This window comes from Sphingomonas canaveralia (genome assembly GCF_047238125.1).
Taxonomy (GTDB): Bacteria; Pseudomonadota; Alphaproteobacteria; order Sphingomonadales; family Sphingomonadaceae; genus JBDFMH01.
On sequence record NZ_JBDFMH010000001.1, the window covers coordinates 3,467,698 to 3,478,509 of the forward strand.

At 66.7% G+C, this 10,812-nt stretch carries 12 protein-coding genes and 1 pseudogene; 12 read left to right on the top strand and 1 reads right to left on the bottom strand.

The genetic code is table 11. The features are described from left to right. Nucleotides 1-32: 32 nt before the first annotated feature. On the bottom strand, nt 33-230 hold the full coding sequence (locus ABC347_RS17320) for a DUF1192 domain-containing protein (RefSeq protein WP_413246952.1): 198 nt from the start codon (nt 228-230) through the stop codon (nt 33-35). A gap of 71 nt (nt 231-301) precedes the next feature. Between ABC347_RS17320 and ABC347_RS17325 the strand changes: the two genes are divergently transcribed. The 12 genes and pseudogenes from ABC347_RS17325 (at nt 302) to queA (ending at nt 10,741) form a co-directional block, all read left to right on the top strand. Continuing rightward, on the top strand, nt 302-1,309 hold the full coding sequence (locus ABC347_RS17325; protein ID WP_413246953.1) for an NAD(P)H-quinone oxidoreductase: 1,008 nt from the start codon (nt 302-304) through the stop codon (nt 1,307-1,309). Nucleotides 1,310-1,377: 68 nt separating this feature from the next. After that, nucleotides 1,378-1,998 (top strand): glutathione S-transferase family protein, encoded by a 621-nt coding sequence (locus ABC347_RS17330; RefSeq protein WP_413246954.1) that lies wholly within the window; start codon nt 1,378-1,380, stop codon nt 1,996-1,998. A 97-nt stretch (nt 1,999-2,095) separates the two neighbouring features. Then, a complete protein-coding gene (locus ABC347_RS17335; RefSeq protein ID WP_413246955.1) occupies nt 2,096-2,260 on the top strand; it encodes a hypothetical protein in 165 nt (54 codons plus the stop codon). A 117-nt stretch (nt 2,261-2,377) separates the two neighbouring features. Next, a complete protein-coding gene (locus tag ABC347_RS17340; RefSeq protein WP_413246956.1) occupies nt 2,378-3,253 on the top strand; it encodes a UDP-2,3-diacylglucosamine diphosphatase in 876 nt (291 codons plus the stop codon). Next, a complete protein-coding gene (locus ABC347_RS17345) occupies nt 3,250-4,275 on the top strand; it encodes a glycosyltransferase family 4 protein (RefSeq protein WP_413246957.1) in 1,026 nt (341 codons plus the stop codon). The genes ABC347_RS17340 and ABC347_RS17345 overlap by 4 nt, the downstream gene beginning before the upstream one ends. 114 nt (nt 4,276-4,389) lie before the next feature. Beyond that, nucleotides 4,390-5,064, top strand: coding sequence for a cell cycle transcriptional regulator TrcR (locus tag ABC347_RS17350; RefSeq protein ID WP_413247097.1), 675 nt, complete (start codon nt 4,390-4,392; stop codon nt 5,062-5,064). Between the two features lie 229 nt (nt 5,065-5,293). Further along, entirely contained in the window at nt 5,294-6,976 is a 1,683-nt protein-coding gene (locus ABC347_RS17355) for a long-chain-fatty-acid--CoA ligase (RefSeq protein ID WP_413246958.1), read from the top strand. A 47-nt stretch (nt 6,977-7,023) separates the two neighbouring features. Then, entirely contained in the window at nt 7,024-7,272 is a 249-nt protein-coding gene (locus ABC347_RS17360) for an exodeoxyribonuclease VII small subunit (RefSeq protein ID WP_413246959.1), read from the top strand. A gap of 4 nt (nt 7,273-7,276) precedes the next feature. Next, nucleotides 7,277-8,179 carry a polyprenyl synthetase family protein gene (locus ABC347_RS17365; RefSeq protein WP_413246960.1) on the top strand — a complete coding sequence of 301 codons (903 nt, stop codon included), beginning with the start codon at nt 7,277-7,279 and terminating at the stop codon, nt 8,177-8,179. Between the two features lie 8 nt (nt 8,180-8,187). Next, nucleotides 8,188-8,688 (top strand): pantetheine-phosphate adenylyltransferase, encoded by a 501-nt coding sequence (coaD, locus tag ABC347_RS17370; RefSeq protein WP_413247098.1) that lies wholly within the window; start codon nt 8,188-8,190, stop codon nt 8,686-8,688. A 68-nt stretch (nt 8,689-8,756) separates the two neighbouring features. Beyond that, a pseudogene (locus tag ABC347_RS17375) lies at nt 8,757-9,321 on the top strand (peptidylprolyl isomerase); the annotation flags it as partial. A 385-nt stretch (nt 9,322-9,706) separates the two neighbouring features. Then, entirely contained in the window at nt 9,707-10,741 is a 1,035-nt protein-coding gene (gene queA / locus ABC347_RS17380) for a tRNA preQ1(34) S-adenosylmethionine ribosyltransferase-isomerase QueA (RefSeq protein WP_413246961.1), read from the top strand. Nucleotides 10,742-10,812 lie beyond the last annotated feature (71 nt).

Consider the following 10,812-nt stretch of genomic DNA (forward strand, 5'->3'; position numbering starts at 1 on the left):
ATGGCGTTCACCGCACTCCGGCAGGGACGCTCTCATCGCCGGAATAACGCGTCCGCACTTGCGCGATGGTTAACGGCCTTCTGCCTTTTTCCCTCGCAGCGCGCGATTTCGGACTGGAGCGCCGCAATGCGCGCATCGAGCTCCTCGACCGACAGCGGATCGAGGTCCTGTCGCACCAAGGCGCTCAGCGGATCGTCCGCCCTGCGCGGAAGCAGATCGTCGGGCTCCATGCAAGGTAGCGTTGACCGCATCGCCCGCGCTGTCAATAAACCTGTTCTATGTTGCGACGAACGGGGGATTCATGGCGCGGCCGGCGATGATGTTGGCGATCGATCCCGATGGCGCCGGCGGCCCGGAACTGTTGGTGCCGGTTGAGCGGCCCGTGCCCGTGCCAGGGCCGGGCGAGGTGCTGGTGCGGGTGGCGGCGGCTGGGGTCAACCGGCCGGACGTGATGCAGCGTCAGGGGGCCTATCCGCCGCCGAAGGGAGCACCAACGATCCTGGGTCTCGAGATTGCGGGCGAAGTGGCGGCGCTGGGCGAGGGCGCCGATGTCGAACTGCTCGGCCAGCCGGTCTGCGCGCTGGTGGCCGGCGGCGGCTATGCCGAATATTGCACGGTGCCCGCAGGCCAGTGCCTACCGGTGCCTGACGCGCTGACCATGGTGGAGGCGGCGGCACTGCCCGAAACGCTGTTCACCGTGTGGACCAACCTGTTCGAGCGCGCCTACGCAGTCGAGGGCGATGTCGTGCTGGTGCATGGCGGCACATCGGGCATCGGCACGATGGCCATCCAGTTGGGCACGCTGTTCGGGCTGACGGTGATCGTCACCGTCGGATCGGACGACAAGGCGAAGGCTGCGCTCGAGATCGGCGCGGCCCATGCGATCAACTATCGTACCGAGGATTTCGTCGAGCGGGTGAAGGCGATCACCGGCGGGCGTGGCGTGAACGCGGTGCTCGACATGATCGGCGGGGATTATTTCCCGCGCAACCTGGCTTGCCTGGCGGACGAGGGGCGCCATGTCTCGATTGCGTCGCAACGCGGCAACGATGCCAGCTTCCGCATCTTCGATGTGATGCGCCGGCGGCTGACGCTGACCGGATCGACGCTTCGCGCCCGATCGGTGGAATTCAAAACGCTCGTCGCCGACGAACTTGCCCGCACCGTCTGGCCGCACGTCCGCGCCGGCCGGCTGAAGCCGATCATCGACCGCACCTTCCCGCTCGCCCAGGCGGCGGACGCCCACCGCCGGATGGAAGCGAGTGATCATGTCGGCAAGATCGTGCTCGATTTGCAGAGCGGCGGATAAGGACAGCTTGTGAGAAGGCTGCGGCTTTCGATTTGCGAAGCTCGCAGGCTGGCGGCAGGTTACGCGCCATGACCGAACCACTGATCCTCCACGAATATGCGGCGTCTGGAAACTGTTACAAGATCCGCCTGACCGCGGCCCATCTCGGCATCCCGCTCGCGCGACGAAGCTATGATATCCTTGCGGGCGAGACGCGCACGCCAACCTTCCTGTCGCAGGTCAATGCCAACGGGCGCATCCCGGTGTTGCAGATCGGCGATCGCTTCCTTCCCGAGAGCAATGCGGCCTGCTGCTGGTTGGCGGACGGATCGGCGCTGATCCCCGATGACCGCTTCGATCGCGCCGATATGCTGCACTGGATGTTCTTCGAGCAGTATAATCATGAGCCCAATGTCGCCACGCTGCGCTTCTGGCGCGCGTTTGTCGGTGAGGACCGGCTTACCGAAGCGCAGCGCGCCCAGATACCGGGCAAGCAGGCGGCGGGCGAGGCCGCGCTCGCCCTGATCGCGCAGCGCCTTTCCGGGCAGGACTGGCTTGCCGGCAGCGCGTTCAGCCTGGCCGACATCTGCCTTTACGCCTACACCCATGTCGCAGGCGAAGGCGGGTTCGATCTCACGGCATGGCCGGCGATCGAACGCTGGATAGCCCGTATCGCGAATTTGCCGGGACACATCCCAATCGACGCGTGATCGGATGAAATTATGATGACGGGTGCGGAACCGAAACGGGCTGCCGCGCTTCTACCCCGCAGTCGGCGCGCTCGCGCGTCCAAGTCCCGGGGAAGTCATGGATATCCAACATACGCCGCAGCAACAGATGGACTGGAAACGCTTCGTTGCCAGCCTGGTCGAATCATTGCGCTGGCCGGTCGCGATCATCGCGATCTTCATCATCCTGCGCGCGCCTTTGTCTGGCCTGATCGGGGCCGCCACCGCGGGCATTTCCGGCTGATCCACCGGCGGCGTTGCGGCGGCGCATCGTCGCCAAACCGTCATCGAAGCGCGACCTTCGCGTAACATGACATCGCGATAGGCTTTCGGGCGACCCCAACGGACAAGGGATCGCCCGATGGACGCCATCACTCGCCTGACCGATTTCGAAGCACTGGTCGATTGCGATCCGGCGCTTCCCGAGCGCGAAGGGCCACGCCGCCGTTATCGTGCGATCTGGATCTCCGACGTGCATCTCGGCACGCGCGGCTGCAACGCCGCGCTGCTGACGGACTTCCTCGACAGCACCGATAGCGAGACCATGTACCTGGTCGGCGACATCATCGACGGCTGGAAGCTGAAGCGAAGCTGGTATTGGCCGGCTGCACATAACGACATCGTGTGGCGCGTGTTGAAGCGCGCCAAGCGCGGCACCCGCATCGTCTATATTCCCGGCAATCATGACGAGATGTTCCGGCAATTCTCCGGGCTTACCTTCGGCGGCATCGAGATCCGCCGCAAGGCGATCCACCAGACCGCGGATGGCCGCCGGCTGCTGGTGCTGCACGGCGACGAGTTCGATGCGGTCGTGCTCTATCACCGCTGGCTCGCCTTCCTGGGGGATGCCGCCTACGGGCTGCTGATGCGCGCCAATGTGGCGGTGAACGCGGTCCGCCGGCGGCTGGATCTGCCCTACTGGTCGCTGTCGAAGCATGCCAAGGCGCGGGTGAAGAACGCGGTCGAGTTCATCTCGCGCTACGAGGAAGCGGTCGCGCACGAGGCGCGAGTGCGCGGCGTCGACGGGGTCGTCTGCGGCCATATCCATACCGCCGAGATGCGCGATTTCGACGGCGTTGCTTATTACAATGATGGCGATTGGGTCGAAGGCTGCACCGCGCTCGTAGAGCATTTCGATGGCCGCATGGAACTGCTGCATTGGGCCGACGAAATCCAGAAGCGCCGTGCGCTCGAGGCGGCCGAAGCGGCCGGCGCGGTACGGAAGCTGGCCGCATGAGGATCCTGATCGCCACCGATGCCTGGACCCCGCAGGTGAACGGCGTCGTCCGCACGCTACAGGCGACGCGCGTGGAACTGACGAAGCTCGGCCATGTCGTCGAGATCGTCGCCCCCGATCGTTTCCGTTCGGTGCCCTGCCCGACCTATCCGGAAATCAGGCTGGCGGCAGTCCGCCCTGCACGGATCGCCGCGATGATCGAAGGGTTTTGCGCGGATGCGATCCACATCGCGACCGAGGGGCCGATCGGGGTCGCGGTGCGCCGCTTCTGCATGGCGCGCGGGCTGCCGTTCACGACCGCCTATCACACTCAGTTTCCCGATTATCTGGCGCGGCGCACGAGGCTGCCGGCGAAGATCTTCTGGCCCTATATCCGCTGGTTTCACGGGCCGGCGCGGGGCGTGCTTGCCTCCACCCCCACGATCCGCCGCGCGCTGACCGCGCACGGGCTCACCCAGGTCCGCCCGTGGGGGCGGGGGGTCGATCTGGCGCAGTTCCACGCTGGCGTGCCGGCGCATCCGGCGCTGGCCGCCCTGCCGGGCCCGATCCTACTTTCGGTCGGCCGGGTGGCGGTCGAGAAGAATCTCGAAGCGTTCCTGCGCCTTGATACGCCGGGGACCAAGGTCGTTGTCGGCGATGGGCCCGCACGATCGGCACTGGCCGCGCGCTACCCCAACATAATGTTTCTGGGCGCGTTGACCGGGACGGCGCTCGCATCCGCCTATGCCGCGGCCGATGTCTTCGTTTTCCCGAGCCGCACCGATACGTTCGGGTTGGTGATGATCGAGGCGCTGGCCTGCGGCACGCCGGTCGCGGCCTATCCGGTGGCGGGGCCGATCGACGTGCTGGCGCCCGATGTCGGCGTGATGCGCGACGATCTGGGCCAGGCGATCGCTGCGGCGCTGCGGCTCGACCGCTCGGCCTGTATCGCCCATGCCGCACGCTTCGGCTGGGCAGCAAGCGCGCGCGAGTTCCTCGATGCGCTCGACCCCATCGCAGGTGGGGCGGCACGCGCAGCCTGATCGCGCTTGCCCTGCGCGGCCGGCCATATTACATCGATCGGCAATATTCAGGCCGCTCCGCAAGGGGCGGCCCTTTTCTTATCCGGAAAGGACGCCCCAGTGGCCCAGCCGCTCATGCCCCATGCGACCGCATCCTGGCTGGTCGACAACACTGCGCTCAGCTTCGAGCAGATCGCTGCCTTCTGCGGGCTCCACATCCTGGAAGTGCAGGCGATCGCCGACGACACTGCGGCGACCAAGCTGACCGGGCGCGATCCGGTGCGCGCCGGCGAACTGGCGATGAGCGAGATCGAAAAGGGCCAAGCCAACCCCGACTATCGGCTAGCGATGGCCAAGGGGCCGGAACAGGTGCGCCGCACCAAGGGGCCGCGCTACACCCCGGTCAGCAAGCGGCAGGACAAGCCGGACGGCATCGCCTGGATCATCCGCAACCATCCCGAAGTGTCGGACGGGCAGATCTCCAAGCTGATCGGCACGACCCGGACGACCATCGCCGCGATCCGCGATCGCACGCACTGGAACATCGCCAACATCGTGCCGAAGGACCCGGTGACCTTAGGCCTGTGTTCGCAACGTGAGCTGGATGCCCTGGTGGCCAAGGCTGCGAAGGCCGCTGGCATCGAGGCGGTGCCCGACGAGCGCCTGGCCGGCGATCGCGAGGCGCTGATCGGCCAACTGCGACGCGAGCGCGAGGCGGCGGCGATCGCGGCCGAGCATGCGCACGATGTCGCTTCGGGCAATGCACCGGCGCTTCTGCCGGGCGGCATCGTCGATCCGTTCAAGCGCTGAGGCTTGGCGGCATCGGCTTTTCTGGCCGCAGTGACATGAAGCCTGCCATCTCACTCCGTTCGCACTGAGCCTGTCGAAGTGCCGTTCTTCTCTTCGTTCGCCTTTCGTGACGGGGGAAGGCGGGCAGGGCTTCGACGAGCTCAGCCCGAACGGATGATGTTGCAGATGTCCACAGCCAGCGCCGACAAACTGCTTGCGATCGCGCGTTCCGGCGGTTTACGTAAACGTCATGTCGCAAGCGGAAACGATCTGGCGCTCAGCCTACAGTCACCCCGGCACTTGGGAGCGCAGCTTTTCACCGCTGTCGCTACCCGCGATGTTTGCCGACAGCGTGGCGCAACATCCCGACCGGGCGCTGATCGATTTCCTCGGCCGTAAGTTCAGCTATGCCGAGACCGCCTCGGGCGTCGATCGCGTCGCGTGCGGGCTAAAGGCGCTCGGCATCGGGCGGGGCGATCGCGTCGGCCTGTTCCTGCCCAACGTGCCGCACTATGTCGCTGCCTATTATGGCGCGCTGAAACTGGGCGCGACGGTCGTCAACTTCTCGCCGCTCTATACGGTCGAGGAACTGTCCCATCAGGTCGCCGACTCCGGCACGCGCATCCTCTTCACCCTATCGGCCACCGCGCTGTTGCCGACCGCGCTGAAGGTTCTGGAGGCCAGTGCGCTTGAACGGCTGGTGGTGGGGTCGGTCGCCGGTGCGCTGACGCCGACCAAGTCGGTCTTCTATCGCTGGTTTCGCGCGAAGGAGGTCGCCGCACGTCCCGGTGATCCACGCATTATCGCTTTTTCAAAGCTGATCGCCAACGATGGCGGCTGCGCGCTGCCCGAGATTGATCCCGAACGAGACGTCGCCCTGTTGCAATATACCGGCGGCACCACCGGCACCCCCAAGGGCGCGATGCTGACCCACCAGAACCTCAGCGCCAATGCCCGCCAGATCGTAGCGATCGATCCACATGCGAATGAGGAGGATCGCATCCTCGGCGTGCTGCCGATGTTCCACATTTTCGCCAATGCCTGCGTGCTGAACCGCACCGTGGCCAATGGCGGAGAGATCGTGATGCTGCCGCGGTTCGAGGCGGGCCAGGTGCTCGATGCGGTGCGCCGCACGCGGCCGACTTCGATGCCGGGAGTGCCGACCATGTATCAGGCGCTGCTCGACCATCCCAAGCTGCGCAAGACCGATTTCACCTCGCTGCGCGTATGCGTATCGGGCGGGGCGCCGCTGTCGGCGGCACTGAAGGCCCGGTTCGAGGATGCGACCGGCGCGGTGCTGGCCGAAGGCTATGGCCTCACCGAAAGCGGCATCGCTTCAACCAACCCCTATGAGGGGCTGAACAAGAACGGCACGATCGGTCAGCCGCTGCCGGGCACGTCGTTCCGCCTCGTCGATCGCGAGGATCCATCGCGCCCCGCGCCCGAGGGCGAACCTGGCGAGATCGTGGTGCGCGGGCCGCAGGTGATGCAGGGTTACTGGAACCGGCCGGACGATGCCGCCGGCACCTTCGCGGACGGGTGGCTGCGCACCGGCGATGTCGGCCTGATCGATGACGACGGCTATGTGCGGATCGTCGATCGCCTGAAGGACATGATCGCAGTCGGCGGTTTCAAGGTGTTTCCGAGCGCGGTCGAAGCGGTGCTGTATCGCCATCCCGCGATCCGCGAGGCGCTGGTGATCGGCATTCCCGATCCTTACGCCGGCGAACGGCCCAAGGCGTTCGTCACGCTGGCCGAAGGGGCGGAGGCGACGCCGGACGAACTGTGCGGCTGGCTGAACCCTCAGGTCGGCAAGCATGAACGTGTGATCGCTGTCGAGATCCGCGAGACGCTGCCGAAGACGCTGATAGGGAAGCTCAGCCGCAAGGAACTGGTGGCGGAGGAGCGTGCGAAGGCAGTCGCATCCGCCTGATCGCGCCGCCGCTTGACCCTGATCGCCCCCGTCGTCACAAGCCCAGCATGGCCGATCCTACCCCGCCCGAGCCCGAGCTGTCGTTCGAGGACGCCCTGAAGCAGCTCGAAACCATCGTCCACCGGTTGGAGAGCGGCGACGAGAAGCTGGACGATGCGATCCGCCTCTATGCCGAAGGCAATCGCCTGAAGCAGCTGTGCGAGGCGCGGCTGGATTCGGCCCGGGCCAAGATCGAGCGGATCGTGGCCGGCGGCGATGGCCGCCCGCAGGGCGTGCAGCCCTTCGATGCGGCGTGATCCCATGACGCAGCCGGTATCGATCGGATTGCGCCCGGCGATGGACGAGGTCTCGGCCGAGATCGACCGGCTTTTCGATCGCGTGCTCGCCGTGCCCGATGATCCGCGCGCGCGCCTGTACGAAGCGATGCGCCATGCCGCGATCGGCGGCGGCAAGCGGTTGCGCCCGCTGCTGGTGCGCGCGGCGTGCGATCTGTTCAACGTCGATCGTCAGCGTGCCTACCGGGTCGGCCTCGCGATCGAATGTATCCATGTCTATTCGCTGGTGCACGACGATCTGCCGTGCATGGACGATGACGACCTGCGCCGCGGCAAGCCGACCGTGCACAAGGCCTATGACGATGCGACCGCGGTGCTGGCCGGCGATTGCCTGCATGCCGTGGCGTTCGAGCTGCTGGCCGATCCGGAGACCCACCCCGATCCCCATGTGCGGGCCGAGCTGATCGCGGAACTGGCCCGCGCGTCCGGCCCGGCAGGCATGGCCGGCGGGCAGATGATGGATCTGGTGGCCGAGCATCAGAGCTTCGATCTGCCCACCATCACCCGATTGCAGCAGCTGAAGACCGGCGCACTGATCGGCTTCTGCCTGGAGGCGGGTGCGATCATGGGCCATGTACCGCCGGAAGGCCGCACCTCGCTGCGCGGCTATGCGCGCGACATCGGCCTGGCCTTCCAGATCGCCGACGATCTCCTGGACGCCGAGGGGGACGAGGCGCTGGCGGGTAAGGCGCTGCACAAGGATGCCGATGCCGGCAAGGGCACCTTCGTTTCGCTAATGGGGCTGGAACCGGCGCGGCGCCAGGCATCGTTGCTGGTCGATCAGGCGATCGCGCATCTCCATGCGCACGGGGCTGAAGCCGATCTGCTGCGCGCGATCGCCCGCTACGTGGTGGAGCGCGACCGTTGAGCGTCGCGATTCGCACCGGCGTCTACCCCGGCACCTTCGATCCCGTCACGCTCGGCCACATGGACATCATCCGGCGTGGTGCCAAGCTGGTCGATCGGTTCGTGATCGGGGTGACGACGAACCCGTCGAAATCGCCGATGTTCACCGTCGAGGAACGGCTGGCGATGGTGCGGCGCGAGGTTGCCGACATCGACGGCGCGATCGAGGTGGTCGCGTTCGATTCGCTGCTGATGGATTTCGCCGAGAAGATGGGCGCCGGCATCATCGTGCGCGGGCTGCGCGCCGTTGCCGATTTCGAGTATGAATATCAGATGGCGGGCATGAACCAGCAGCTAAACAACCGCATCGAGACCGTCTTCCTGATGGCCGATGTTGCGTTGCAACCGATCGCATCGCGGCTGGTGAAGGAAATCGCCTTCTATGGCGGCGATGTGCGTCGGTTCGTCCCCCCAGCGATCAACGCCGAGGTTTGCGCGCGCGTCGAAAAGCTTGGGCGCAAGGGCAGTTGACCTCGGTTCAGCGCGCGGCAAGGTGCATGCGCACAGGGGCGCGCTTTCCCCACGGGAGTGTTCGAGTGATGCGGTTCAAGCAGTTGGCGACGATGATCTGGGGGCTGCTGTTCGCCGGCGCCGCACTGGCCCAGGCGCCGGTTGCGACCGCAACGCCTGCGCCGACCGCCACGCCACCGCTGGAGGCGGTCAATACCCTCTACCTCGATCTGTCGACCGGCGGGCGTGTTACCATCCAGCTGCGCCCCGACAAGGCGCCGCAGAGCGTCGAGCGGATCAAGGCGCTGGTGCGCCGCGGCTTTTATGACGGGCTGACCTTTCACCGCGTGATCGAAGGCTTCATGGCGCAGACCGGCGATCCCAAGGGCGATGGATCGGGCGGATCGGAACTGGCGGACCTGAAGGCCGAGTTCAACGATCTGCCGCATGTCCGCGGCGTGATGTCGATGGCGCGGGCGGAAGATGTGAACAGCGCCAACAGCCAGTTCTTCATCATGCTCTCACCCAACCTGCGGCTGGACGGCAAATACAGCGCGATCGGGCGAGTCGTCTCCGGCATGGCCTATGTCGATGCGATCGAGCGCGGCGAGCCGCCGGCCAATCCATCAAAGATCGTGAAGGCGTCGCTGGCGCAGGATGCCGGCCCGGCCCCCGCGGCCGCAGCCCCGGCCGCGGGCGATGCCGCCGCCGCGGCGGCCGCCAATGCCGCCGCCCAGGCCGCCGACAGCGCGATCGCCGCGGATGACAGCGCCAATGCCGCCAAGTCGGGCGACCGGGCGACTGCGACCGAGCGAGCGGAGGCGGCAAAGGTTTCGGCCGAAGGGGCCGCCGAAGCCGCGAAGGACGCGGCCGAGGCCGCAGACCAGGCCGCCAAGGCGGATGCGCCGCCGCAGGAATAGGGTGCGATTCTTAAATCCGTTCGTCCCGAGCGAAGCCGAGGGACGTCGTTCCGGGCGCAGCGCGCATCTCGACTTCGCTCTATACGAACGGATGACTTTCTCGAGCCGCTTGAAAGCTGATGCGCGTCGACCTCTTCGATTTCGAACTGCCGCCCGAACGGATCGCGCTGCGGCCGGCCGCGCCTCGCGATAGCGCGCGGCTGCTGCTGCTCGATGGCGGCCGGACCGAGGATCGCAGCGTATCCGATCTGCCCGCGCTGCTGCGCGCCGGCGATTGCCTGGTCTTCAACGACACCCGCGTGATCCCCGCCCAGCTGGAAGGACGGCGCGGCGAGGCGCGGATCGGCGCGACGCTGCACAAGCGCGAGGGCTCGCGCGCATGGCGCGCCTTGGTGCGCAACGCCAAACGCGTGCGTGATGGCGACCGGATCGCGTTCGCCGCTGGCGTCTCCGCGATTGCCGGAGAGCGCGCGGCCGATGGCTCGCTGCTGCTGCGCTTCGAGGGCGAGGAGCCCGTCGAGCTGCTGCTGGAACGCGCGGGCACGATGCCGCTGCCGCCCTATATTGCCGGCAAGCGCGCGACCGACGCCCGCGACCACGACGATTATCAGACGATGTTCGCCGCCGAGCCCGGCGCGGTCGCCGCCCCCACCGCCGCGCTGCACTTCACGTCCGGGCTGATGGCCGCGCTGGCGGAGGCCGGGATCGATCACGCCACGCTCACCCTGCATGTCGGCGCGGGCACCTTCCTGCCGGTCAAGGCAGAGGATACTACCGACCATGCGATGCACGCCGAATGGGGCCGCATCGACGCCGCCACCGCCGATCGACTGAATGCTGTGCGGCAGCGCGGCGGACGGCTGATCGCGGTCGGCACCACCAGCCTGCGCCTGATCGAAAGCGCCTGCGGGGTAGACGGCATCATCCGCCCGTTCGAAGGCGATACCGCGATCTTCATCACCCCCGGCTATCGCTTCCGCGGCATCGACGGCCTGCTGACCAACTTCCACTTGCCGCGCTCGACGCTGTTCATGCTGGTCTCTGCGCTGATGGGGTTGGAGCGGATGCAGGCGGCCTATGGCCATGCGATCGCGAACGGCTACCGCTTCTATTCATACGGCGATGCGTCGCTGCTGTTGCCGGGGGCGCGGTGACGATCACCTTTCAGGTTTGGCTCGCGCTTTCGGCTTGAGATGATCAGATGTGCCGATCCTTACCGCCTTGC

Coding starts and splice junctions, on each gene's coding strand:
- ABC347_RS17350 (WP_413247097.1), top strand. CDS start 4,390: ATGCCCCATGCGACCGCATCCTGGCTGGTCGACAACACTGCGCTCAGC.
- ABC347_RS17345 (WP_413246957.1), top strand. CDS start 3,250: ATGAGGATCCTGATCGCCACCGATGCCTGGACCCCGCAGGTGAACGGC.
- ABC347_RS17330 (WP_413246954.1), top strand. CDS start 1,378: ATGACCGAACCACTGATCCTCCACGAATATGCGGCGTCTGGAAACTGT.
- ABC347_RS17335 (WP_413246955.1), top strand. CDS start 2,096: ATGGATATCCAACATACGCCGCAGCAACAGATGGACTGGAAACGCTTC.
- ABC347_RS17360 (WP_413246959.1), top strand. CDS start 7,024: ATGGCCGATCCTACCCCGCCCGAGCCCGAGCTGTCGTTCGAGGACGCC.
- ABC347_RS17365 (WP_413246960.1), top strand. CDS start 7,277: ATGACGCAGCCGGTATCGATCGGATTGCGCCCGGCGATGGACGAGGTC.
- queA (WP_413246961.1), top strand. CDS start 9,707: ATGCGCGTCGACCTCTTCGATTTCGAACTGCCGCCCGAACGGATCGCG.
- ABC347_RS17320 (WP_413246952.1), bottom strand. CDS start 230: ATGGAGCCCGACGATCTGCTTCCGCGCAGGGCGGACGATCCGCTGAGC.
- ABC347_RS17325 (WP_413246953.1), top strand. CDS start 302: ATGGCGCGGCCGGCGATGATGTTGGCGATCGATCCCGATGGCGCCGGC.
- ABC347_RS17340 (WP_413246956.1), top strand. CDS start 2,378: ATGGACGCCATCACTCGCCTGACCGATTTCGAAGCACTGGTCGATTGC.
- ABC347_RS17355 (WP_413246958.1), top strand. CDS start 5,294: ATGTCGCAAGCGGAAACGATCTGGCGCTCAGCCTACAGTCACCCCGGC.